A 25,661-nucleotide genomic window follows, 5' to 3' on the forward strand; every position below is an offset into this window, starting at 1 on the left:
CTCTCTAGTCATACTTATTACCTTTACAACAAGAAGATCTATTACTACTAGAGCGTGGTGAAAGAACATGATCTCTGAAGATGCTAATTTTCTTCTAGGTCAAACGATACCAGAAATTATTGTTACAAAACGTAACGGGAGAACAGAGCCATTTAGTGTAGATAAGATTGTGACCAGCATACGTAAGGCATGTGCTGAAGAATGTTCTGAAAATGAGGTACAGGAACTAGTCAAGACATTGATTGAGGAGATAAGCAAACGAACTTCGATAACTTCTGCTGAAATAGCTGATAGAATTGTAAGGATAATGATTATGAGAGGTATACTGAACAATAAATGGTTTGAAATAGCTAAAAGATACGAGCTAGGTGATGTGTATAAAGATATATATAGAGCCAAAGAGTTTAGCTTTGATCCCAAAGACCTAAAGCTTAGTTTTGCTGCAGTCAAGATACTGAAAAGCAGGTACCTAATGAAAGACCCTGAATCGAGTAACTATATAGAAACCCCACAGATGATGTTTAGAAGAGTTGCAAAAGCTATAGCACGTATTGAATATAATTACTGCATAGACAAAGTTAAAGCTGAAGACAAGTGTATGGAGCTAGAAAAGCTATGGGAAGAAAAATTCTATACGCTTCTTAGTGAACTCAAGTTTCTGCCGAATTCTCCTACATTAATGAACACTGGAACACGTTTAGGAATACTTTCTGCTTGTTTCGTTTTACCTGTTAGAGATGCTATAACTACTTCAGATGGTGAAGGAATATATGACGCAGTAAGAGCTCAAGCAATAATATTTCAACAAGGTGGTGGAACAGGTTTCGATTTCTCTGAACTGAGACCAGAAGGAGATAGTGTAGCTACAACAGGTGGTGTAGCAAGTGGACCTCTATCCTTCATGAAAATGTTTGATGTGAATACTGATGTCATTAAGCAAGGTGGTAGAAGAAGGGGTGCTAATATGGGTGCACTCCATGTATGGCATCCAGATATAGAGAAGTTTGTAGACTTAAAGTCGGGAAAATCGAAAGACATTCTATTACAGAATTTCAACATAAGTGTAGGTGTCTATGATTATTTCATGTATGCTGTTGTTAATGGTGGCATGATCCCCCTTATCAATCCTAGAAAGACCAACCTAAGATGTGATCTAGGTGCTGACTCAAAGTTCTACGCTATTACAAGAGCTCGACACTATTTAACAGAGGAATGGGTACAAAACGAGATTATCAATGAACTTGAGGAAAAAGGTGGAAGTGTATGGCTCGATGAATCACTGATAATAACCATCGATGAGGCTATGGCAATAGCTGAAGATAGAAATACTATCGTTAGATATATAGATGCACAAAAACTTCTCGAGAAAATAGTTAGAAATGCGTGGGATTCTGGGGATCCCGGACTTATATTCATAGATACTGTGAATAGCCGACACCCAGTGTGGTACTTAGGTAAAATAAACGCTACTAACCCATGTGGAGAACAGCCTCTCTTGCCGTGGGAGAGCTGCAATCTCGGTAGCATTGATCTATCTAAATATGTGTATACAGATCCTGATGGAGAGCCAAGGATAGCTTGGGGAGCGCTTGCTGAAGATCTAAAGGTAATTGCTAGATTCATGGACGATGTTATAGATGCTGCTAAATGGCCTTTACCTCAACTTGAGTATGCTGCTAAAAGAACTAGAAAGATAGGTGTTGGTGTTATGGGTTGGCATCATATGCTAATAAAACTTGGAATACCGTATGATAGTGTTGATGCTCTGTATCTAGGATATAGATTAGCGGAATGGATTGAATATAACCTCGCTTTAGCAAGTATAGAGCTATCAAGAGAACGTGGAGCTTTTCCAGCTTATGACCCAAAACGGTATAGACCTACATGGACTACTGCTAGAGCATTTGAGGAATTATTGAAGATATCTAACATGAAGAGCATTCCTTCGGCTAAGGTCATGAGGTTAATCGAGGATAGACCTGCTGTGGATTGGAGTTATGTGGAAGAATCTAGAAAGAAGTATGGTATACGTAATGCTACTTTAACGAGTATCGCTCCTACAGGAACAATAAGCATTATAGCTAATACTTCATCAAGTATAGAGCCTATATTTGCTGTAGCTTTTGAGAAATATGTTAGTGTAGGAACATTTATAGAAATTGACAGGTTATTCCTTGAATACTTGAAACGTTATGAACTAGATGATCCAAAACTTATAGAGACAATAGCTGAAAGAGGTAGTATAGGCGACATGTACTTTCTACCAAAGAGTATAAAAGAATTATTTAAGACAGCTTACGATATAGATGTAAAGTACCATGTGTTACACCAAGCCGTATGGCAGCAATGGGTTTGCGCAGGTGTTTCAAAGACAGTAAATATGAGGTTTGAAGCATCTATCGATGATGTTAGAGAAGCCTATATACTTGCATGGATGCTCGGATGCAAGGGTATAACTGTTTATAGAGATAAATCTAAGACTCAACAAGTTATATACGTAGGTGTAAAGATGCAACAAAAGGAAGAGAAAGAAACATTAGAGCATAAAGCTAGTATTACAGCAAAATTTACTGATATAAGTGATGCTGTAGAGAGTTCCGTCAAAACGGGTTGTCAATTATGTGAATACTAATCTGAATAGAATCATATATTTTACATCAATTTTGATGCAACATAGATATGCTGTTCCCTTAGCAATAATTATTAAACTCTTAATCCACAAAAAGAAAATATATACCTATATCTACTCTAAAATCTAGAACTGATGGTGACGCTATACATCAAGTATTCATGGTGATTACTACTTGAAGAAAAGAGCTACTACATATATAGTTGATAAATTTATTGATATTCTGTTAAGTCCAAAAACAAGGATATTTCTAAACCCATTCATCGATATTACGTATAGGATCTACGAAAGATATCTTTTCAAGCAAATTACATCAAAACCTTTGCCAAAACATATAGCAATCATACCTGATGGAAATAGACGTTGGGCTAAAGAGAGAGGGCTAAATCCTGTTGAAGGTCATTATCACGGATATGAAAGAATGAAAGAAGTTATTAAATGGATTTATGACTTAGGTATAGATATAATAACGATATACGCAATGTCTCATGAAAACTGTCTCTACAGATCTGGAGAAGAGCTCAATAATCTATTCGACATAATAAAAAAGGGTTTAATAGAATTAAAAGATCAAGGAATCCTTGACAAATACAGAGTTAGATTAAAGGTATTCGGGAAACTAAGCATCGCTAGAAAAGATGTTATAGATCTTGCTAAAGAATTAGAAGCTCTTACAAATATGTATGACAATAAGTTTCTGAATATAGCTATATGTTATGGTGGTAGACAAGAGATACTCGATGCAGTTAAGGCCATTGCAAGAGATGTTATGGTTGGTAAAATAGATATAGATGGAATAACCGAAGACATTCTTAGAATTAATCTTTCAACATCCCACTTACCATCACCAGAACCCGATCTGGTAATCAGAACCTCAGGTGAATTAAGAGTTAGTAACTTCTTATTATGGCAAATAGCTTATAGCGAGTTGTATTTTTGTGATGTATATTGGCCGGATTTCAGGAAAATAGATCTATATAGAGCTATAAGATCTTACCAGTTTAGAGAAAGAAGGTACGGACGTTAGATAGTTACGTTGCTCATGTTAACATTGCTGGTTAAAGACTTTATTAACCTTGTAACTGCGTATGTATATAGTTCAGACCACTAACTGATAATGTAGCTAGTTGGGAAATAACATGACTGATGAATATACACTTTCCTATGACGAGAAAAGAGTCTATAGAGTTATAATGAACGAGACCATGGCATCAGGAGGTATTTCTCAGAAAGCACTAAAGTCTCACCCTGATCTAAAAGATTTCGAATCTAAAAGAATTACACAAATAGTTAAGAAACTAATGGAGCTGAACATGATTAAAAGGAGTGTTATCGAGAACAACGGTAAACGCACTTATGTCTTAAGAGTCAATAGCAATAAAACACTTGATGAAGCTACATCATTGCATAACGGTGTAGATACTTTATCTCTCCTTGAAATTCCCTGTATTAAATGTAGGTATCTGTTTTCATGCAGCATAGGGCATCCCTATGATCCTCTGAGATGTTCTGTTCTAACACAATTCATATTGGAAAAAACCGGTATTACAACGAACAAACTAGTAAACCTGGTTTAATATCAAGTTTTACAACACATTATTATGTCTGCTATAGGAGCATTAGTCACTACACCATCTGGATATATATAGCTTTTTACAGCTCTATAACCCAATCTCTCTATACATTCTATGACTCTATTTCTTGAGGATACATTAGTGCGTAAGTATCTAGCTATCTGTGGCAATCGCACAGTTATAGCGTCTATGGTTGCATGACTATGAAGTTCTTGTAATAGTTTTCTCGATGATTTCTGTATCCATACAACTTCATTGAGATCTCTCAAGACATCATCAATAATATTTTTATCTATGGTGCTACACATCCATATAGGATTCCACATAACTAGAGGAGTTCCGCATAATGGGCATTTAACATTAATCATGTGAATGTTGCTACCAGGTTCATCTACTTGGCTATATCCACAATAGGCACATATCCTTAAACTCTTTAGACACTCTTTAAGCTGATGATCTGCTTTTGAAGCGCCATTATATACTGCAATATACGTCCTTATATAGTGTTTATATGTATAGGAAAGAATGGGTTTGACATATCTATCGAGAGAATACGATATTCTAGCAATATATGATAGAAGTGCTCTAATGGCTATATCTCTAGAAATCGGTACTAATGCACCTGTAACTCCATATCTTCTATATAACTTGTTGGTATATTTGCCTGTTAGAACAGCTAAATCTGTTGCTGTAATTGCTACGATACCTCCATTACTTGCAGTCGATATAGATGAAAATAAAAATGGTATAGGGCTACCGAATGGATCTATATCAATATAATCCATCTTTGTTTTAGTTCTTTGTAGTTTGTATAGATATTCATTTGCATCAACTCTTTCTATATTAATGCATTCTTCAACACGATTGAGCCTCACATTAATTTTCATTATGTTAACAGCATATTCAGATATGTCTCCCATAAATACCTTTAGACTATTTACTTTATTAGTCTCGAGACAAAACCTTATACCTCTCACACCTGTAGCTGCTAATGGATCTACAATTACTACCTCTCTTCCTACTCCTAGTCTTCTAGTGACGTATCTCACAACACCTATAGCTATATCTCTATTCTCAACCATCTGAGGATTGTAGAATACAGGTGCCCAAGAAGGTTCGTATACATTATCATTTCTCATGTATAGTTCTAGCTTTGGTACACAAATACGTGTTAATCCCTCAAATAATAGGTCAAAACCCTCTGGACAAGGATTCATTTCTAAAAACCGTTATACTGGTGCCGACTAAGTTATGTTAACAGTTTCTGTGTTAATTCCATATGTATCTTATTTCTGTTGTCTTCTGTTACCACATAGGTCTTTGGATTCTTTTTATTAAGAACCTCAGCTATATCTCTATCATTTAGATTTCTATGTACGACAAGTAGAGCTTTTTCAGCCAATGATAGTGACTTGATTATTTCTGTCCTTAATTTGTCTACTGCTAGTTCCATTGGACCTATCTCATCTATACCTAGAATTGATTTATTGTTAGAGCTATAGAATCTCCTTAGAGCATTAACACCAATGCGTATTACATCATCCTCTAGAACAACATATCTCCCTATCCTTTTACTTAACAAGCTGTAGCCTAGTGCTACAGATTTCTCTATAGATAGAGCTAACCATCCAGATTCTCCCGTATGTATGTCTATAATTCGGAATCCTATTCTTGCACCTTTTTCACGAACCTCTGGACAATAGAAACCATAGATACTATATCCATGTTCCTTCAAACTTTTAATAATAGAGTTAAATACCGTGCTCTTACCTACTCCAGGTCTTCCAGTTATGACGATTATAACGTTTTCTCACCTTCTATCTCTTTTTTGAAAGTCTTTATATTGTTTATAATATCGTTATACTTATAGACAATACCACAACTCTCTACTCCTCTAATAATACTTCCTGGTACATCATCTTTAACAATGTTTACAGCTATACCATTTAAGACTTGGGATACATGTTTATTCTCATACGACTTAGATAGAGCTGTTGTGTTATCCATATCTCTATCTATTATCGAGATAAATACCTTTTTCTTATCGATACTCAATATTATGTCTGAAGGAATGTAATCAAAAAATTCTGCTTCAACGCCTTGTTTAACAAGTTTATCGACTAAAATAATCTTCTCTTGATTACCACGAAAATCATTCACAATTTCACGTCTTTTATCTATGTTCTCCACAATTCTATCCCTAAATATATCAACTTCTTTTATAACCTGTTCAAATTCATTATTGAATATCTCGATGAATCTATATGCCTTCTCAACACTCATATCGATCGCTTCATCCTCATATTTCTGAAGAGCTTTAACAGATATACCTACAGCATTGGCTAGTTCATGTAGTCCATAACCTTTCTTTATCCTTAACTCTCTAAGCTTCTTTCCATCTATCTTGACATAGTACATACCTTTGAACTCATAGATGTATACTTTATCACCTTTAACAAAGTCCTTAACAGTTTTAGGCTGAACAATACCTATTCTATCCCTTATATGTAATACACCTTCTTCAACTTCACGATCATTAATTCTATCTGCTATTAATACGGCATTGATCTTCAAGAATTCTGTTAATTTCTTAAGTTCTTTAAAAACAAAATGCTTTGTATAAGTTCTCTTTGATACTTTCATGAATACTATCTCATTGTCTTTCTTAATAATGCAATCTAGCGTTCTTTTCTCTGATAAGGGAAAGCCTAATTTATGAACTATTTGAGCATTAAACAACTGTAAGGATTTCTCGATATTCTCTACCGTAGTACGGCTTTCCTCCGGCATCATGTGTCACTAAGTATCTGGTTTAATATCATGTGCACATAATGAGTTCACGATCCCTATCTAACTAATAAGTAAAGAGTAAAATAAATCTTTAACTATATCAGGGTAAAATACAAGTGTTACCTTTTCCTATGGTATATCGCGTAGACCATCGCATGATCTTTATCGAAAGGTTCTAGATGTACTACATCCATTATCTCAAATCCTCTACTCCTTAGCGTTTCTATTTCTTTTCTGTAAATTTCACTTGGTTCAGCTGTGACATCAATACTTCGAGCTTTAATCGCTAACAACAACCAGCCCTCATCAACCAGAAACATATTGGCATTATCTGCAACTATTGAGGCTTGTTCTGGTTGTGCTACATCAGCGTAGAGTCCATCAACTCCTCCGATTAGATATCTATATCTTCTGGACATTCGAGCATCCTCCAAAATCGGTATAATGTTTTTCCTATCTTCGGCAACAACTATGAGTTCCCTCATAACTCTTGGAGCAAATTCTACTGCATAAACCGCTCCCTCATAACCAACAATATCCGAAATATGGCTGGGGGTTGTACCTGAACCTGCACCTAGATACAGTATCTTTTGACCTTTTCTTACAGGCATCTCCTTAAGTCCTTTGACTATTGCTGCAGCAAGTTTGCTTCTGTAGGTGTTCCACTCTCTATATTCCTCATCTTTCCATCTATAGAGATGTTCACTGTATACACGTTTACCTGGTACTAAATTCTTTGTTGCAAGTCTGCTAGTTCCATCATCAAGTTCAACTATATAAACATCCTTGAATCTTTCATGCTCATATAGATTCACAACTTCAGACATATATGAATACCCTACCGCTATATCTTATAACAATTAATAAGCTTATTTAATTATCTTCTTTTCCTTCTTTCTGTAGGGGGTTTACTTTCTTTCTTAGGTGGTTTTGGATATAGTTGTTTTATTTCATCAATTCTTTCATATAGTTTAGACCTGAGCTCATCTCCGATGTATCTACCGGTAAAGAAGTCTATCCTAGCAGCTATCGAAAGTTTTGTTGCAAGAGCTCTAGATATCTTACCTCTTTGCCATTTGGGTGCTTTTCTAATTTCGGGATATTGAAATATTACCCCATGTTTTGGTGGCTTACCTCCAGTTCTAAGAGCTCTAAACAGAGCTTTTTCAGCTCCAAGAACTTGTACAGTACTTGCTGGCACTCTCGCTAATTCTTCAAGACTACCGACAAGACTTAACAGTCTTGCACCTAGTAATGGTCCTACAAGAGCTGTTACATTTGGTGCTACTTCCTTCATTACCTGGCTTATGTATTCAGTTAATCTTTCACGTAGTTCGTATAACTCTAACCATATGTTTGCAAAGACCTTAATTATATTCATATCAATTTCTGAAAGTTCTGCGCCTATACTTTTTTGTGCAGCTTCTACAATTCTTTTAGCTTTTCCCTCAGATATGCCAAGCTTTATTAGTTTATTCACTTCCATTTGCTCTCTAAAACCTATTTCAGCTGCTATCTTTACATATTCTTCATGTTCTCTCGAGATGTCGTCGAGTTCTGGAAAATGAACGCTATACCATTCTCTTAATCTAACTGCAAAAAGGTTTAGTGTCTTATCTATATCGTCTATAGCCCTTATTGCTTGTACAGCAAGGAGGTCTCTTTTCTGTGCATATCGTCTAAGCTTTCTTCTAGTTAATTCAAGTGAAACCTCATGTAGATACTCTTTGAATACTTTATCGTCTGGAAACAGACCTAGCTCTACAGATAGCTTAGATACGTTTTTCCTTATGTTGATTATAGCCTCTGGTGCTATAGCTACATCACATTTTAATCCCTTTTGTATAATTTCTCTAGCTATATCTGGATCTTCAACAATTAATGTAATATCGCCCAAATCTTCTCTAGACCTAATACTCTCTATAATTTGTGAAAATGCGTTGTTCATTTTACCTTCTGAAACTGCTACAAGTTCTTCAACTACCTTGCCTATATCTTTTGGATACATTACTTTCTCTACAATATTGCCGTTCTCGTCTACGGCAAATACTCCTATACATGTGTCAGCTAGGTACAACTTTTTAGTCATCATGTATCACCAGACCTGCTAGTACAATGCAATAAGAAATATATAAACTATACTTTGCAATAGTCGATATATCTAACGATATAATTGAGGTTCATCACTAAAAACATTTACGATACTCGTATTGGTGTTTCTAGCAAACAGGAAACAGATATCGCTAATGAAGAATGTATTTGGGTAATAAGCTTAAAAAGGTACAAAGTTGTACGTAGTGAGGGGCGCGTAGATATGCCTTCCCATGGTTCACTAACTAAGGCAGGTAAAGTAAGAAGTCAAACACCAAAGATATCTGCGAAACCTAAGAGAAATCTTGTACCTAGAATTAGAAACAGACGTGAGTATTGGATTAGACAGCGGAAGCTCCAAGGTTTACCTGTACCAACAGTTGTTCCACCATCATCTGTTCCCAGAAAGACATCCGGTTGATGTATATCTCTTGATCCATATAGATACTATTTGTGGTCCGCATAAAGTATTGATGGACTGTAAATTGTAGTTCTCCATGGGTAACAGTCTTTAAGCCTTAAATTACGTTAATGTTATGTCATTAATCTAGAAGATTATTGACCAGAATACAGAGCTAAAGGTACTGGGTGGCGATCGGACTTTGAGATCAAGTATTAAGATACCTGATGATATAAATTATAGTAGTGTTGAACTTAAGGTAGGATTAGAAATACATCAACAGTTAGATACCAATTCAAAACTTTTTTGCAATTGTGGTACTCTGTTAGCTGATGAAAACGAATTAAATGTGGCTGACCAAGTAGTTAGATATCTCAGGGCCACAAGAAGTGAGCTAGGTGAAATAGATGCTGCAGCCTCTTTTGAAACTCAGCGGAAACGGAGATACATGTATTTGGCTCCCACATCTACAACATGTCTCGTGGAATTGGATGAAGAACCTCCCCATCCACTAAATAGAGAAGCATTGCTTATAGCAATAGCTGTAGCCAAGTCTTTGAACTCTATGGTTGTTGATGAAATACACGTCATGAGGAAAATAGTTGTAGATGGTTCAAATACCACAGGTTTTCAAAGAACAGCTATCATAGCTCTTGGTGGTTACATAGAGGATGAAGAAGGTCTAGTTCATATTCAGAGTATAGCTCTAGAAGAGGATGCTGCAAGAAAGGTATCTGAAGATTCTTCTTCTGTTAGTTATGCTCTTGATAGACTGGGTATACCCTTGATCGAAATATCAACAGCACCTGATATAAGGTCTCCTCAGCAAGCAAAGCATGTAGCTGAAAAGATAGGTCTTCTACTCAGACTTTCGGGTAAGGTTAAAAGAGGTATAGGCACAATAAGACAGGATCTGAATCTCTCAATAAAAGGGTCTTCAAAGATAGAGATCAAAGGTGTACAGAAGCTTGAACTCATACCTAAGGTCATACAAGAAGAAACAAGGCGGCTTGTAGGTTTACTTATGATAAAAGAAGAACTCGGCAAAAGAGGTGCTAAAGGTGAAGAGATTCTATCTCAAAAGCCTATTGATATAACGGAATATCTGAAGATGTGTAACAGTAGACTTATACAAGAGGGATTGAAGAAAGGCTACAAGGTGTATGCCATTAAGCTTCCATATTTTGGTGGACTTCTAGGCGTAGAGCTACAAACAGGTAGAAGATTTGGAACAGAACTTGCTGATTATGCTAGACAGTGGGCTGGAGTAAAAGGTATAATACATAGTGATGAGCTACCTGGATATGGAATAAATGAAGATGTTGTAAACAAGATATTCAAGCTACTAGAGGCTCACGAATATGATGCATTCGTTTTAGTAATTGATGAACCTGGTAGAGTTGTAAGAGCACTTGAAGTTGTTAGAGATAGAGCTTATCAGGCACTCCACGGTATTCCTAAAGAGACTCGTGGGGCAAATGAAGACGGTACCACTAGGTACCTTAGACCTCAGCCTGGTTCTGCCAGAATGTATCCTGAAACAGACGTTCCTCCTATACGTATCGATGAATCGATGCTTAAGGAAGCTGAAAAATTAATTCCACCACCAATTGATGTTAAATTAAAGCAAATGGTAGAAATGTATGGTCTTAGCATGGAGTTAGCTAACCAGCTACTTCATAGTGATTATTTGAACCTATTTGAAGACACTGTTAAACACTATCATATTGAACCAAAGCTTGTAGCCACAATATTTACAACACTAGTTGGTGAATTAAGGAAAGAGGGCGTAGACGTACAAAAAATAGGAACTACGGAGTTTCACATGCTTATGAGAGTCATAGAATCGTATAATATTAAAGATAAAGATACAATAAAACAGCTCATAGTTAAGATTGCTAAAGAACCTAGTATAGATTTAGAAACCCTTACTAATTTCGTACACTCTTTACGTATTACCGAAGATGACATTAGAAACATAGTTAGGGCTAAGATATACGAGAATCTTGAGGAAGTTAAAAACAAAGGAGTGAAGGCATTTCAGTACATCATGGGAAAGGTTATGAACGAACTTAGAGGACGCGTAGATGGTAAAACTGTTGCATCAATTGTTAAAGAAGAGCTGGATAAACTCTTAACTCATGGATGAAGCGACCTTGATGTCACAGCATGTTTCTTGCAGTATTTCTTTTAACGAATGGATTAAACAAAGGGATGAAGTTTACAGAAGGTTCTTAGAGGATATAGAAATAGGGTATGCTGATCGCGATGTAATAGACTTTATTAAACTTGTCTTTACAAAGAAGAAGATATATACAACTAGTTCGTGTAGCGGTAGAATAACTGTAATTGATGCTTCTTATCCTTGGCTTAGGGAAGAATCTTATGTGATATACAAAAAACATGAACCGATTACCGTTGATGATATAGAACAGATCATTTATAGTCATATCCCTAAGTACAGATTCTGGTTGGTGGCTAGTGGACCAATACTACATTTCGTAGTATTAGATCTACAGTCAGCTTCGCTACTTTTAAAGATTGTACATGGAGCAGGATTCAAGCATAGTGGTATAATTTCTCTAGGAGGATCAGGAATAGTGATAGAGGCTGTTAGCGGTACATGGACTTCGTTTTTGCTTAAAGAAGGAAGCGAATTGCTTGTTAGCGATCTTGCTAGAATCGTAAAAGTAGCTAACGAAGTACTTATTGAAGGTAAGAAAAGATTAGAAAAACTATTTAAGGTGATCAAAGAAACTGACATATAGCAAAGATGTAATATATAGCTAGGTGATTGTGATGGAAGATATATGGAGCATAATAAAACCATTGACCTCTGGTCAGGAAGAGATGTTCAATGCTTTAAATGATAAAAATTACGAAGTACTGGGATTCTTTGGACCTACAGGAACAGGTAAATCACTATTTAGTTTAGCCTACGGCGTTCACTGTTTATTAAACAATAAGTATATCAGATTCATAATCATAAGACCTGTTGTTGACATTATAACTGGCGAAGAAATAGTGATAGCCAAAATGCCTCAGGCTTTTGCAGAGGCTATGAAAAACTACATCAGAGATATATTAGGTTCATTTATCGAATGGAGTAAAATAGAGGCTTTAATCAATGATGGTAAGATCGTATTAGCGGATCCCAGATATTTGAGGGGACGTTCATTTGATAACTCTGTAGTATTTCTAGATGATATTCAGCTTATGAAACCCGAGAGCATTATCGAAGCTATAGTCAGGGTCGGTAAAAACAGTAGACTTATAGTAGCTGGAGATCCCGTTTTCCAAGCACTTAAAGAAGTAGGAGAAGACCCCTCAGCTCTCATCAGAGAGGTTCTACTAAGCGAAGAAAAATCGTATGTCGTAGATTTAGGTATAAAAGATATAGTTAGAGAAGGTGCAAAACGAGGACTTAGATTCCTTGTAGAATACAAACTTAGATCCAGAAAGTTAACAGATGAAGAGAAACGAATATATGATGTAGTTAAAGCTAAAGCACCAGATGCAGATATCATTACCGTTGTCGATTTGTCTGAACCTAAGAAAACATACGAAATTACTCAAGAACACGTTCCTGATGTACTCATAATAGTTAAACAAGGCCATATGGGAAGACTTGTAGGAAGAGGTGGTGAAAGAATAAACGTCGCTGAAAAAGAGCTAGACAAAAAATTAAGAGGCGCTGAATTAAATCTAGATTTCAAAGAGATGGTTCGATCTCTTCATCCTACATCATGGATATGGAAACATATAGAGGAAGTAGATTTTGCTGGACCCAATCTTCAGATAAATGTATATGAAGATGTTATCGGAGCTGCTGTTGGACAAAAAGGAGCTTATGTAAGGTTCTTAGACACAGTATTTAAGAAGTTATTAGGAGTTGGAGTAAAGGTTATAGCTATAGAAAGGAAAAGAGAGAAAAGAGAGAGAAGGAGTAAGTAAATCTAGGGAATCTTGTCGAAAATCAAGGATTAAGATATTCATAATCAGTACATAATGTGGGTATCATTGTGAAGCAGCAGATGAAATACAATTAAGTAAGCTTATGAATAAGTTAATTCTAATGTAGATCTTATGATGTGAAATACCTCTCATTTCATAATCTTGGGTGACATAATGAGAATACTGATAGAGAATGCTTCTATCTATTCTTTACCAAATAAGCAATTTATTGAAAAAGGATTTGTATACATAGATAAAGGAGTTATAACATCCGTAGGAACAGGGAATCCTCCACCTGAACTAGAATTTGCTGATTACGTTATAGATGGGCGGTATTCCGTCGCTATGCCTGGATTTGCAATAGGTATGGGCGATATACTTAGATATGTATTTAGATTCGAAAAGGGCTCTATAGACAACATTATAAGCACATTAAGCTCAAATGATATAGAGGCTCTGGTAGCAACGAATCTTGCTTCCTTTGCTTTAAATGGTGTCACATCCATTGTCACACGTGTAGATATTATTGATCAAAAAATACTTTCAGCAATTGTACGAGCGGCATCTGAATGTTGGATAAGAGTTCGAATACTTATCCCTATAAACAATATCGATGCAAATTCTGTTGAAGAAATCATTAAGTCGGCTCTAAAGAATGTACATGATCAAGAAGCTATAAACAAAAACATAATAACCTTTGGACTCTATATTGATGTTAAATCTGATAAGAATATAATATATGTTGCTAAAACATTTAATGCTAGACTCTATATAGATCAGGATGTTATAGAGACTATAGAGAGAAACAGTAATGTAATGAAAGATTGCACTCTAATTATTCGTAAATCCTTAAGCATAGAGTATATACCTATACAGAAAATTGTTTACCTAGACCCCAATCTATGGCATCCCGAAAAAGGGTTAATTTCATTAGATCCTCTACAGCTCAATCCCAAGTCCTTTATAATCACTATGGGTAGAGTTATTGAAAAACCACTAGAAATAATAAGTACTTTATGTCAATATAATCCATCAAACTTAGGCATAGGAACAGATATTATAGAGAATGGGAAACCAGCGGATATAATAGTACTGGATTTCTCTAAACCACCTACAGGACCTATACCTATAACTGAATACAATATCGCTAGAGAAATTACATCAACGAATTATACTGTCGACACAGTTGTGATAGGAGGTGAACTTGTTGTTGATCAAGGGCTTATACTTACAATTGGTGATAAACATATAAGGAAAGCTCGTTCAGTTATAGAAAGTATTGACAAAAGAGCACAAATACTGTGACGTATACTATGTTTTGACCTAGGGGCTTAGATAATATTAAAACTGGAATTATAGTGATGCATCATGTTTGTTACTTATGTAAGTAATTATTTGTCCACATATTATAGTGGTACAATGTATATGAAACCTTAATCATGGTGTTCTCCTCGAGGATTTATTCACGTATTATAATGTGGTAGTAGGGTCACAGAATATATTTGTTCAAAAACTATATCTAAGTATGGGATACTAATGAAAAAGAATGAAGAAATAGTGCTTTTCTGTGTAAGCACAGAATGTATTGATGATATGCTTAAGAAATTGATTGATTTATATAGAGTTGAACTATATAGCTATAACAATATAGCAAAACGCTACGGTATTTACTTGAAACCTGTACATATAGCTGTTAAGAAACACAAAAATGGTTCAAAAGTGTATCATTACTATGGTAGATATTGGTACAAGATAATGTATAGTGAAGGTAGGCTTGTTTGGACATACATCGGTAAAGAGAAACCACTTGATGAATTGCCTGATCCTCCACTAAATCCATTTATGGTTGTGAAAGTCTTGAGGTCTGAAGATAGGGAAAAAGCTTGTGTTTATGTAGATAACAGATATAGTCTACAGAATGTGTATAGATACTTTGTGTCAGCTCTTGAGAGTAGCACTCTATGTTCGAACCTCGATAAAAGAATCGTGCTAAGTAACCTAGTAGCTGAGTGATAATATGGATAAAGTACTAAACGTTATACTGAAGGTTAAATCATGTGAAAACTTGGTTAACATCATTACAGATCCTACTCATTACTCACAATTCGAATTTGATGCTTTAATGAAGAGATACGCAGATTATGACAAAATTCTTCATTCTGTCTTTCAAGGTGATGTAGAAGGTCATGATGCTGATAAGAACTTTATCACAGTAGCTTCTGATCCTGTGTACCTCTTGTTGGCCGCCATAGCCATAATCTTAGGAGATCCTTATATAGGTAGATTTTCTCTACAATTCTCAAAAACCTATAAACGAAAAGTTCTCGAAGCTCTAGACGATGAGAACATCATTCTTCGCTCAAGTGTATTAGGACTAAATATAGAATATCGTGAAACATGCTTTAAAGAGATACTTTATATTGTATCACATAGCAATACAATAACGAGTATATGTTACAAATATCGTATACCTGTACATATCTATCTAAATGTTGCACAGAAACTGTTAACAGAATCTTCATGGAAGTTATCTGCATTCCCTATACACAAAGGTTATATCTATATAGATGATAGAGAAAAAGTCTTGAGGCTGATTTCGGAAGGCATATATAATGTAGCAAGCTCTAGACTTAGAGAACTAAGATCCACATGCATTAATCTAGATGACTTCAGAGAAAATCTACTCAATTCGATAAAAACCATACACACAGATCTGGGCTCAGTTGTTAATGAGTTTCTAAACTCGATTACTACAAAAGTGGATAGAAATAGAAGAAGTGTCAACGAAGCAGATGTATTAACGTCCACAAGTATCACTTCTCTGGAGATCCATAATATTGATGAGCTCGTCTCTGTAGCTCAAACTCTCTTTCCTCCATGTATACGAAAACTTATTGAAGATATTACCAAAGGAGAAAATCTATCGCATCACCAACGTTTTGCATTAGCCACATTCTTAATAAACATGGGTATAAACATAGATACAATAGTGAGGTTGTTTAGCTATAGTCCAGATTTTAACGAGAGGATTACCCGGTATCAGATAGAGCATTTAGCTGGGCTTAAAGGATCTAAGAAGAAGTACCTTGTGTACAGTTGTGATACCATGAAGACCTTGGGAATGTGTAAAGCTGAATGCAATATTAAGAACCCTCTTATCTATGTAAGAAAATTGTCGAGTTTCAGTTCAAGAAAGAACGAGATAAGTAAAACGAAGCAGTAGATATGATTTATACTATATTGCATACCATCTCATCAACTAAGCTTTTGCAGCTAAATAATACATGATTTTTCCTCCGGCGAATTCTAGTGATATGTTTAGAGGTGCTTCTGAACCATACTTTAAATCCACAATGTTACTTAGACTGAGTATATCTATTACCTTAGCTAGGTATTCGCTATCATATGAAACTGTAGCACTCTTATTTACCTTTAGACTTATAATGTTCCCTGAATCTGTGGTCAATCTATATATACTTCTCCTTGTATCGTAGTCAAAGAACGTTAGAGATTCGCTATCAGATGATATACCTATTGTTGAAGCTATATCCGATAACTCAGTAATAGTTGTCTTAAGCGGTGATGTCAAAATCGATGCCTCTACATCGTATACCGGTTTAAGTTCCGGTACCTCTTCTGCTAACACACCTATATTTCTAAACTTGTATCTTCTCGGATTTGTTCCCTCAATAACTATCTCTACGTATTCTTCATTAGCTGTTACAATTATCTTATCGCTTTTTTTCAAGTTTTTGAGTATCTTTGCTAGATTCGATACAGCTAAACCTATAGATATACTATCATCTACCTTGAATTCATGGAATGTCTCAGGAGGTAAATCGATAATCAGCATAGCTATTCTGCTTGGATCTAGAGCCCTTATATGCACTCCTTCAGGATTCACCTGTATCGCCGTTTCATCGACAAGTTCTGCAACAGTCTTTAAAACCGCTATATAATCTCTCGCACTTGGATACAAGAATAATACCTTAGGCTCTATGGTTAACTGTATCGTGCTCAAGCTATCACCTATCTAATTAGATTTGCTGTAAAACAACTAATAAATAGTTTTACGCATGCTTAACGATCAACTACACTATAGACATAGTTATAGTAGTAGGATGGAAATGCATATAATCACAATAATCACAGCATAATGCGTTAGATGTTTTTAGATTCTGCTTAAATCTAATATGGGTTTGGAGTAAACATGTTGAAATTGCCCTCGAGCTACATACTCGTCATAGCCGAGAAACCAAGAGCAGCAGAAAAAATAGCACACGCGCTTGGCAAATCATCAAAAATTCCCGTAGATGGTGTACCTGTATGGATAACGTACAGAAATCATGAATACTATATTATAGCTCCTGTAGCTGGCCATATGTATACACTATCTACTAGTTCGAAAGGGTATCCTGTGTATACCTATAAATGGGTTCCACGATATTTCATTGATGAAAAAGCTAAACGTACAAAAAAGTTTCTAGATGTTATAGCTAAACTGTCTAGATACGCAAAGTTCTACATAAATGCTTGTGATTACGATGTTGAAGGATCGCTGATAGGATACATGGTTATAAAGAATCTTGGAGACGAAAGAAGAGCCTTTAGAGCAAAATTTTCGAGTCTTACAGCTTCAGATATAGTTAGAGCTTTTGAAAATCTTTCAAGTCTAGATTACAATATGATTGAAGCTGGTTACTGTAGGCATGTACTAGATTGGCTATGGGGGATAAATATATCACGTGCTCTAATGGATATATATATCCATGCATTTGGGTCTAGAAGAGTTTTGAGTGCAGGAAGGGTACAGACACCTACTCTAGCACATATCGTCGATATTGTGCTTAAGAAGAGACTCCATGTACCCGTACCTCTAGCTTATCCATCTATAAAAATAGCTATTGGTGGTAATGTGTATGCCCTAGAATCTCTAGATGAGCCATTCAATTCATATGAAGAAGCACAGAGGTATCTCAATAAAGTTAAAGATAATCCACGAGCATACGTAAAAAACATATCCGTTAAAAATGTTGATATTCCTTCACCACATCCATTCAATTTACCTGATCTACAGAGTGAAACACATAGGATACTAAAAGTCTCACCCTATCTTACACAAAAAATAGCTGAAGATCTATATCTAGAGGCTTTGATAAGTTATCCTAGAACAAATAGCCAAAAACTTCCCCAATCATTAAATAACAGAAGTATACTAGAGAAGCTATCCCTAATTCCTATATACAAACCTCTTGTAACAAAACTGCTTACTGAATGTAGAGGAATACTTAACCCCAATAATGGTCCTAAAGATGATCCAGCTCATCCAGCCATATATCCCACAGGAGAAGGAGATTTAACTAAACTTAGTAAACTTCATCTTAAGCTATACGATCTTATAGTTAGGAGGTATTTGGCGACTTTTGCAAACCCTATGAAGGTTCAGTACACAAATATATATTTTGATGTTCATGGTCGTCAATACGTTTTGCGTGGAGCTAAGATTGTTGAAAAAGGTTGGAGTCTTTACTATCCATTTATTGAAATTAATGAAAAAATAGTTCCTTATAATCTTTTGAAGGAGGAAATAAGCATACCTATAGAAGATTTACGCTTAAACATAAGGTATTCACGTCCCTTAAAATCGCCTACAAGGATCGAAATACTAAAATGGATGGAAAGTATTGAAATAGGTACAGAAGCCACTAGAGCAGAAATAGTTGAAACACTATTTAAGCGTGGTTATGTATACTCTAGATCTAAAGGAGTAGAGGTATCGGATCTAGCTGTAGCATTAGTACACATTCTTAAGGAGTATGTTAAGGATCTTGTAAGCGTAGATCTAACTAGAGATTTTGAGAAAATGCTTGATAACATTAAAACAGGGAAAATGCGCTGTAGAGATATTGAAGAGAGGGCTAGAACTGTTATTGACAGCTATCTGAGGAATATAAAGACTTACATTTCTGATATAGTTGAAGTAATTAAGGTTTATGTCAAGACGGATAAAAGCTTAGAGAATGCTTGTCATATATGTAGAAGAAGTACTTATAAAGAAAATCTATGTCTATTTCATTATGAAGCTTTAACAAGAATTAAAGAGAGGTATAAAGATTGGCAAAAGTTTAGGTATGGATGGCGAGAATATCTAGAAAGGATATGTAGGCTAAACTCTAGTGGGGCATATGTTAAAGAAGTATGTAGGTACGTACTCGAAAAGAGCATCTAATATCTAAAGGGGCGTAAGACCTGTTATTTTCACAACCATTGTTGAGATAGAAAGTGCTTTACCAGCTACTCTATCTATAGGTATTCCTCTAATTACATTTCCTTGCGTAACCGATTTAACATGTGATTCGTATCCCTTCAAAATCTTTATATCATCTATATGGCATTCTCTACTAGTTATATATGCAACACCGCTTAAGATATGGCTATCCACATATATATTATTATCTCCCTTAGTTATATAAACTATATCTCCATCACTACATGTAGCTATGGCTATAGTGCGATGTATCACGAATTCATTTCTATCATTTTTAAACACTATTACATCGCCTAAACTTATGTCTTTAGAAGGTACTATTATAACTATATCGTTCTCACGTAGAAGAGGATACATACTTATGCCTTTCACGACAGCTAAAACCACTTGATCATAAATGTAGTACATCACGTTGGCATAAATCAGAAACAGTATGACTGCTATCAGAAAAACATTTACAACTATGTCTACAATTTTTTTAAGCATCATTTACTATTCTTCCTCACTCTCTAGTTCTTCAAGATCCAGCTCTATAACGGGGGCAGGTCTACTAGATTTTGAGCTCTCCTTAGATAATTTAACACTCTTTTTAGCGCCTTCTATCTCAACATCTTCTCCAACTTTCATTTTAGTTACAACACCCCTCCATCTGTATCCACATGTAGGACACTCATAACTACCCATAACGGTTATCGTTATTCTACCTTGACTATCAGGTAAAGGTGAAACTAATTGCCATGTTTTAGATGGCTCTACAGTTGTACCACATTTGGGGCATATGTTTCCCCGCGAGTCCTTACCACCCTTTCCTCCTTTAGTCATAATTGTTACACCCAACATTTATGACAAATTTAAATATTTAAAGTTTTAGCATTAATACATAATTAAATATTTTGGTGTACATTATGGTAAACCTCTATTTGATAAAATATGTAGATGCCCTTCAGGTTATTGATTCTAGAGGAGACCCTACAGTTGAGGTGTATATTGAAACAATTGGTGGCGGTATAGGTAGAGCTATAGCTCCTGCTGGCGCGTCAAGAGGTAAGTTTGAAGCTGTTGAGATAAGGGATGGAGATGCGAATAGATATAAAGGCAGAGGAGTTCTCAGGGCTATAGGCAATGTTGTGAATTATATTGCTTCAGCTATACAGGGTATGGATTCTAGAAAACAGTTTGAAATAGACAGAGTACTCATAGAGCTTGACGGGACTCAGAATAAAGAGAAAATTGGTGGTAACGCTATGATAGCAACAAGTTTAGCTGTAGCAAAAGCTGCGGCTGATACTGCTAAACTACCGTTATTCCAGTATCTTGGAGGAACAAGAGCTAGAGTTCTTCCCGTACCTATGCTGAACATAATAAATGGTGGAGCACATGCAGGTAATGAGCTCGCTGTACAGGAGTTTATGATAGTTCCTATAGGATTTGATAGATTTTCAGAGGCACTCAGGGCGGCAGTAGAAATATATAAGGAATTGAAATCATTCCTTAAATCACAATACGGTGCTTCTGCCACTAATGTAGGTGATGAAGGGGGATTTGCACCACCTATGAAGCTTGTTAGCGAGGCCATATCTGCTCTAGCTAAATCTATAAGGAATTGTGGATATGATATAGAAAATCAAATTAGGATATCGCTTGATGCAGCAGCTTCACAATTCTATGTTGAGAATAAAGATGTATACAGGATTGATGGTCAAGAATTATCAAGGGATAAGCTCATAGAGTATTGGAAGAAGCTTACAGATGAGTATGCATTACTTAGCATAGAAGATCCATTTAATGAAGATGATTTCGAAGGATATGCCGATTTACGTAGAGCTCTCAAAGGCAAGACCATAATCGTAGGAGACGATTTAACGGTTACAAATGTCAATAGGCTATCAGAAGCCATAAAGAGAGATGCGGTAAGTGGTGTAATAGTTAAGCCTAATCAAGTGGGAACATTATCAGAAACTCTAGAGTTTATTGAGATGTCTAAACAAAATAGTATAGTAACGATAATTAGTCATAGAAGTGGGGAAAGTGAAGACACATCAATAGCCCATATAGCTACAGCCGTTGGAGGACCATTCATAAAAACAGGTGCACCTGCAAGAGGAGAAAGAACAGTTAAATATAATGAGTTATTAAGAATAGAAAAGATTCTCGGTTCCGAAGCAGTTTATGCAGGAAAATACGTTTTAAGATAAACAGTTTAGTCAGTCACGGGTTCAAACATCATATTTTCAGTAGCGCCTCAGCATCATCATCTAGATAAGAAGAGCCAAATTTATACAAAATATTCTGAAATAAAATAAACTTTTGAGTTAGTAAATACAAGCACTTATAGAGTTAGGGTAAAGAAAGTGGTTACCAATCTGCCCGCTGAAGCAAAGGCTAAATTCGCTAAATATATGGATGCTAAAACACCTGAGGAGAAATTAAGAGCATTAGAGGAGTTTCTTTCATCAGTTCCTAAACACAAAGGAACTGAAAACCTTGTTAGATGGGCAAGGCGAAGAATGGCTGAACTAAGGGAAGAAATAGATGAGAGAAAAAAGAAGAAATCAGGTGGTGGTATATCGTTTTTTGTTGAAAAGGAGGGTGCAGCTCAAGTAGTTATCATAGGGATGACGAAAGTTGGTAAGAGTTCTTTCCTAAAGGTGCTCACAAATGCAAATGTTCAAATATCGGATGTACCATATACAACAAAGTTTCCAGCGGTGGGCATGCTGCGTTACGAAGATATACAGTTTCAATTAGTTGAATCACCAGCAATAATACCTGAAGGAGGTGGGTGGAACACAAAGGTTGTGGGTTTGGCAAAGAATAGTGATGGAATAGTATTGATGTTGGATGCAACACGGGATATTGTTGATGATTTTCTCCTTATTAAAAACTTTCTCGAAGAGCACGGACTGTATATAGAAAAACCTAAAGGATACGTACATGTTGAACGCAGATATGGGGGAGGTATAAGGATCATAAATTACGGTAAACTCCTGTGTACTGAAGAAGATATATCAAAACTTCTAAATAGCTATAGAATATATCATGCTGTTGTAAAGGTATACGGGGAAATCGGTATCGATGATGTTGAGAGATCCATATACGAAACCACCATATATAAACCAACAATAGTTGTTGTAAATAAGGTAGATTTAGATAAATCTCTAAAAAGCATAGAAATACTTAGACCTATCTTACCAAGCGATATACCCGTGCTTGCAGTATCAGCATCATACAGAATTGGTCTCGAAAATATAGGGTCCACTATATTCAAGGTACTAGATCTGATAAGAATATACACTAAACCACCTCTAGGTAAACCATCAGAAAAACCACTTGTGGTGAAGAAAGGTACAACGGTTCTAGATGTAGCTAAAATTATACACAAAGAGCTCTATGAAAAATTTGCTTATGCACGCATATGGGGAGCTTCAGCAAAATATCCAGGACAAAGAGTTGGCGCAGATCATGTTCTAGAAGATAGAGATATTGTTGAAATCAATACAAAGAAGTGATTTTGAAAGCAAATCAGTTTATAACCTGGTATATGCCATACTCTGGTTGTGAGATGTATGGCTATAGAAAAGCTCATACTTGTAACAGCCACCCATATGCCTCAACATAAACATTTTAAAAAATTAGCCGAAGAACTATCAAAAGAGCTTAAAATAGATCTAGAGATACGTGAGGAAGATTATGTATTTGTAAGTACATATGGAGAAAAAGATGAATTTGGAATGTCCTGGCTCCCTCAACTATTTGTTGTAGTTGATGGCGAGATAAAACCTGCACTAACGAAGTTCCCAATAAATGAAAAAACCTTAGAGCTAGATTACGAAAAAGCGTTAAAAGAGGTCAAAGAAAAACTAGGTCTATAGAGTAGATTAAGTATATACAAAACATCATTCTTCTTCAATTTCTTCTTCAGCTTCTTCAGATGTAATGTTTTTAGCAAGTTCGAGAACCTTACTAGATGTAGCTTCATCAACGTATGGAGCAACTACAAAAACCTTAGAGTCTCTAATCTGATCTTCAACCCATTCGTTTTCAAAACTAATAATGTATATAGGAAGCTCGAATACAGCTCTATCTCCAAATCTCTTAAGATTGAATTGTGAGTAGAGCTCGTATTGTTCTTTTGTTATCGGTAAATTCACATTTACTTCATGTTTATGTTTAACGACAACGAGGTCAGACTTCTGAGGATTCCATAACTCAAGTGCTTTAATTACGGTATCTTTGAGAGATTTATCTAATGTTCCTTCAATTATCCGTTGTTCCTTTACTTCACCATCTTCTGAGCGTATTATGAGTATCTTCAAAGCCACCTACCTTCAAGATAATCGTGAATCTTGTTTTTCCTGAGACTTTATATAGATGAATAATAATAAGCTGTATATAAGTTTTGTTAGAGGAAAGTATTATGAATGCTTTGATTAGCTACACATTTTTAATAAACAGAAAGGTGTAGATAATAGTGGTGAACAGTGATGGGCTTTGAGGAAGTTGTTCAAATATTCAGCTCTATAGCTAATAAATTAAGTGGAATGACTACAGGTACAGCACATACACTAGCATGGATGGGTATAATACTCATAGTTATAGTGATAGTGTATTATTTAGTTGTGGGGCTTGTTAAAGTGGGTAAAGCGTTTCTGAATATGAGGGTTAAATATCTCGGAGTCTTTGTGTTGCTCTTAGGTTTAGCGTTGATAACTATTGCAATACTTATATAGAGGTATAGTGTTTGTTTTTAATATATTATGATTCTATCCTGTTAATAGAGTTAAAAATATTTGTTCTATAGTGTAAGTATAGTAGATATATTCAAGAGATGATGTTGGTTAAAAGCGCTGAGCATGTGATGAAGGGCCTGATTCTGACACTATTGTTCATGGTATCTTTAACTAAGTTTTGTAAAGGTTGTAAGTATGAGAAGAGTATAGACTATTAATGAAATGGTATTTTCGATATCTGTAGAGAATATGTATCCTTTTCCAATTTTAACTACTATGGGTTCTTTATCAATTGATACTAAAGTCCTGCAGTAGGGATATAGTGATTTATCTAGGTCTATGGTGCAGTATCTACACTTTCCGAATTCATTTATATATCTATTCAAAACAGATCTCATAAACAATGATGTCCAGTCATTAGTAATTTTAATTTCTAACCTGCATCTTGAATTAGTAATAGGCTTATTCTCTAGCTCAATAAAACCACCATTAATTATTTTAGTTGCAGTTTCTCTATTGATGTAACTACTATCTATACATAGGTAGGGTATACCAATTCTGTCATCTCTTTTAATAACGGCATCAAGACCGATGGTCTTAGCTGTTCCACATAGATCATTACGAGAGTAAGGAAATACCTCTACTGTTTCTAACCATATAGGTTCGGCAATACTATATCCAAAATCTATGAAGTTTTCTTTCTTGGTATTGCAGATCACAGCCGATAGAGGTTCAATAGTTATTGATCTCTTTACGTTACCTACTTTTATTGGTATGGTACTGGGCTCTACAACTATGTATGTCCGAGCTCTGTGTGAAAACGTGAATATCTTCTTTAAGTATTCGAGAATATATCCGCCAAGATATTCATTTATCCAATTCAAGAAAATAATTACTCTGCAGTTTTCGTTTAACCACATATTTTTAACCTCAATATTTGCTATACAGTAAAAGTTTTTGAACTAAATAAACTGAATAGTTTACAGCAGGTGTGCAGTATGAGTAGGGGTGTCAAGACGTTCAAAGCTTGTTTAAGATGTAAAGCTCTTGTTAAACCTGATGAAGAGATATGCCCTATATGTGGATCAAATGAATTCACACATGAGTGGAGTGGCATAGTTATCGTAGTAGATCCTCAGAAATCTGAAGTAGCGAAGATCTTAAACATAAAAACACCTGGTAGATACGCTTTAAAAGTTGGTGCATAACTTATCTCTAAGGTCTA

Annotated in this window: 26 protein-coding genes; 16 read left to right on the forward strand and 10 right to left on the reverse strand. The window is 35.5% G+C overall.

Translation table 11 applies throughout. The annotated features are described in order from the left end of the window. Positions 1 to 67: 67 nt before the first annotated feature. The 3 genes from QXK50_07770 to QXK50_07780 all read left to right on the forward strand — a co-directional run bounded on the left by QXK50_07770 (position 68) and on the right by QXK50_07780 (position 4,206). Positions 68 to 2,632 carry an adenosylcobalamin-dependent ribonucleoside-diphosphate reductase gene (locus tag QXK50_07770; protein MEM2009045.1) on the forward strand — a complete coding sequence of 855 codons (2,565 nt, stop codon included), beginning with the start codon at positions 68 to 70 and terminating at the stop codon, positions 2,630 to 2,632. A gap of 172 nt (positions 2,633 to 2,804) precedes the next feature. Then, positions 2,805 to 3,656 (forward strand): polyprenyl diphosphate synthase, encoded by an 852-nt coding sequence (uppS, locus tag QXK50_07775; protein MEM2009046.1) that lies wholly within the window; start codon positions 2,805 to 2,807, stop codon positions 3,654 to 3,656. Positions 3,657 to 3,768: 112 nt separating this feature from the next. Continuing rightward, a complete protein-coding gene (locus QXK50_07780) occupies positions 3,769 to 4,206 on the forward strand; it encodes a hypothetical protein (protein ID MEM2009047.1) in 438 nt (145 codons plus the stop codon). Between the two features lie 2 nt (positions 4,207 to 4,208). Here QXK50_07780 and QXK50_07785 read toward each other — a convergent pair whose 3' ends face one another. The 5 genes from QXK50_07785 to QXK50_07805 all read right to left on the reverse strand — a co-directional run bounded on the left by QXK50_07785 (position 4,209) and on the right by QXK50_07805 (position 9,082). Next, positions 4,209 to 5,420, reverse strand: a complete 1,212-nt coding sequence (locus tag QXK50_07785; GenBank protein ID MEM2009048.1) for a hypothetical protein — start codon at positions 5,418 to 5,420, stop codon at positions 4,209 to 4,211. 32 nt (positions 5,421 to 5,452) lie between these two features. Further along, positions 5,453 to 6,004, reverse strand: coding sequence for a nucleoside-triphosphatase (locus QXK50_07790; GenBank protein ID MEM2009049.1), 552 nt, complete (start codon positions 6,002 to 6,004; stop codon positions 5,453 to 5,455). Next, positions 6,001 to 6,993, reverse strand: coding sequence for a hypothetical protein (locus tag QXK50_07795; protein MEM2009050.1), 993 nt, complete (start codon positions 6,991 to 6,993; stop codon positions 6,001 to 6,003). Before QXK50_07795 ends, QXK50_07790 begins: the two co-directional genes overlap by 4 nt. Before the next feature lie 119 nt (positions 6,994 to 7,112). Next, positions 7,113 to 7,820 carry a fibrillarin-like rRNA/tRNA 2'-O-methyltransferase gene (locus QXK50_07800; protein ID MEM2009051.1) on the reverse strand — a complete coding sequence of 236 codons (708 nt, stop codon included), beginning with the start codon at positions 7,818 to 7,820 and terminating at the stop codon, positions 7,113 to 7,115. Between the two features lie 50 nt (positions 7,821 to 7,870). Next, a complete protein-coding gene (locus tag QXK50_07805) occupies positions 7,871 to 9,082 on the reverse strand; it encodes a C/D box methylation guide ribonucleoprotein complex aNOP56 subunit (protein MEM2009052.1) in 1,212 nt (403 codons plus the stop codon). A gap of 225 nt (positions 9,083 to 9,307) precedes the next feature. On the opposite strand from QXK50_07805, the gene QXK50_07810 reads away from it, so the two are divergent. The 7 genes from QXK50_07810 (at position 9,308) to QXK50_07840 (ending at position 16,661) form a co-directional block, all read left to right on the forward strand. Continuing rightward, a complete protein-coding gene (locus QXK50_07810) occupies positions 9,308 to 9,505 on the forward strand; it encodes a 30S ribosomal protein S30e (protein ID MEM2009053.1) in 198 nt (65 codons plus the stop codon). Positions 9,506 to 9,686: 181 nt separating this feature from the next. Then, positions 9,687 to 11,633 carry a Glu-tRNA(Gln) amidotransferase subunit GatE gene (gatE, locus tag QXK50_07815; GenBank protein ID MEM2009054.1) on the forward strand — a complete coding sequence of 649 codons (1,947 nt, stop codon included), beginning with the start codon at positions 9,687 to 9,689 and terminating at the stop codon, positions 11,631 to 11,633. 10 nt (positions 11,634 to 11,643) lie between these two features. Then, the gene (locus QXK50_07820) at positions 11,644 to 12,252 is read left to right on the forward strand and encodes a hypothetical protein (GenBank protein ID MEM2009055.1); all 609 of its coding nucleotides are present in this window, start codon (positions 11,644 to 11,646) and stop codon (positions 12,250 to 12,252) included. A 31-nt stretch (positions 12,253 to 12,283) separates the two neighbouring features. After that, complete coding sequence (locus tag QXK50_07825) at positions 12,284 to 13,438, forward strand: PhoH family protein (GenBank protein MEM2009056.1); 1,155 nt, start codon at positions 12,284 to 12,286, stop codon at positions 13,436 to 13,438. A 174-nt stretch (positions 13,439 to 13,612) separates the two neighbouring features. Further along, positions 13,613 to 14,743, forward strand: coding sequence for a hypothetical protein (locus tag QXK50_07830; protein MEM2009057.1), 1,131 nt, complete (start codon positions 13,613 to 13,615; stop codon positions 14,741 to 14,743). 231 nt (positions 14,744 to 14,974) lie between these two features. After that, positions 14,975 to 15,451: a hypothetical protein gene (locus tag QXK50_07835; protein ID MEM2009058.1), complete on the forward strand. Its 477-nt coding sequence runs from the start codon at positions 14,975 to 14,977 to the stop codon at positions 15,449 to 15,451. A gap of 4 nt (positions 15,452 to 15,455) precedes the next feature. Next, positions 15,456 to 16,661, forward strand: coding sequence for a hypothetical protein (locus QXK50_07840; protein ID MEM2009059.1), 1,206 nt, complete (start codon positions 15,456 to 15,458; stop codon positions 16,659 to 16,661). 36 nt (positions 16,662 to 16,697) lie between these two features. Here QXK50_07840 and QXK50_07845 read toward each other — a convergent pair whose 3' ends face one another. Further along, positions 16,698 to 17,459, reverse strand: coding sequence for a hypothetical protein (locus QXK50_07845; protein ID MEM2009060.1), 762 nt, complete (start codon positions 17,457 to 17,459; stop codon positions 16,698 to 16,700). 189 nt (positions 17,460 to 17,648) lie between these two features. On the opposite strand from QXK50_07845, the gene QXK50_07850 reads away from it, so the two are divergent. After that, entirely contained in the window at positions 17,649 to 19,667 is a 2,019-nt protein-coding gene (locus QXK50_07850; GenBank protein ID MEM2009061.1) for a DNA topoisomerase I, read from the forward strand. Positions 19,668 to 19,670: 3 nt separating this feature from the next. On the opposite strand, the gene QXK50_07855 is transcribed toward QXK50_07850, so the two are convergent. Together QXK50_07855 and QXK50_07860 are read right to left on the reverse strand one after the other, a co-directional pair. Next, complete coding sequence (locus tag QXK50_07855; protein ID MEM2009062.1) at positions 19,671 to 20,195, reverse strand: signal peptidase I; 525 nt, start codon at positions 20,193 to 20,195, stop codon at positions 19,671 to 19,673. Positions 20,196 to 20,198: 3 nt separating this feature from the next. Then, entirely contained in the window at positions 20,199 to 20,528 is a 330-nt protein-coding gene (locus tag QXK50_07860) for a chromatin protein Cren7 (protein ID MEM2009063.1), read from the reverse strand. 83 nt (positions 20,529 to 20,611) lie between these two features. Here QXK50_07860 and eno point away from each other — a divergent pair, with 83 nt between their 5' ends. The 3 genes from eno to QXK50_07875 all read left to right on the forward strand — a co-directional run bounded on the left by eno (position 20,612) and on the right by QXK50_07875 (position 23,578). After that, positions 20,612 to 21,901 (forward strand): phosphopyruvate hydratase, encoded by a 1,290-nt coding sequence (eno, locus tag QXK50_07865; GenBank protein MEM2009064.1) that lies wholly within the window; start codon positions 20,612 to 20,614, stop codon positions 21,899 to 21,901. Positions 21,902 to 22,057: 156 nt separating this feature from the next. Further along, positions 22,058 to 23,215, forward strand: a complete 1,158-nt coding sequence (locus tag QXK50_07870; protein ID MEM2009065.1) for a TGS domain-containing protein — start codon at positions 22,058 to 22,060, stop codon at positions 23,213 to 23,215. A 57-nt stretch (positions 23,216 to 23,272) separates the two neighbouring features. Beyond that, positions 23,273 to 23,578 (forward strand): hypothetical protein, encoded by a 306-nt coding sequence (locus QXK50_07875; protein MEM2009066.1) that lies wholly within the window; start codon positions 23,273 to 23,275, stop codon positions 23,576 to 23,578. 24 nt (positions 23,579 to 23,602) lie between these two features. Here the strand turns inward: QXK50_07875 and QXK50_07880 are convergent, their stop codons facing one another. Then, entirely contained in the window at positions 23,603 to 24,022 is a 420-nt protein-coding gene (locus QXK50_07880) for a DUF2286 domain-containing protein (protein MEM2009067.1), read from the reverse strand. Between the two features lie 168 nt (positions 24,023 to 24,190). Here QXK50_07880 and QXK50_07885 point away from each other — a divergent pair, with 168 nt between their 5' ends. Continuing rightward, positions 24,191 to 24,436 carry a hypothetical protein gene (locus QXK50_07885; GenBank protein MEM2009068.1) on the forward strand — a complete coding sequence of 82 codons (246 nt, stop codon included), beginning with the start codon at positions 24,191 to 24,193 and terminating at the stop codon, positions 24,434 to 24,436. A gap of 167 nt (positions 24,437 to 24,603) precedes the next feature. Here the strand turns inward: QXK50_07885 and QXK50_07890 are convergent, their stop codons facing one another. Further along, positions 24,604 to 25,356 carry a hypothetical protein gene (locus QXK50_07890; protein ID MEM2009069.1) on the reverse strand — a complete coding sequence of 251 codons (753 nt, stop codon included), beginning with the start codon at positions 25,354 to 25,356 and terminating at the stop codon, positions 24,604 to 24,606. 78 nt (positions 25,357 to 25,434) lie between these two features. On the opposite strand from QXK50_07890, the gene spt4 reads away from it, so the two are divergent. After that, on the forward strand, positions 25,435 to 25,644 hold the full coding sequence (gene spt4, locus QXK50_07895) for a transcription elongation factor subunit Spt4 (protein MEM2009070.1): 210 nt from the start codon (positions 25,435 to 25,437) through the stop codon (positions 25,642 to 25,644). Positions 25,645 to 25,661 lie beyond the last annotated feature (17 nt).

The sequence above is a fragment of the Ignisphaera sp. genome (assembly GCA_038831005.1).
Classification (GTDB): domain Archaea; phylum Thermoproteota; class Thermoprotei_A; order Sulfolobales; family Ignisphaeraceae; genus Ignisphaera.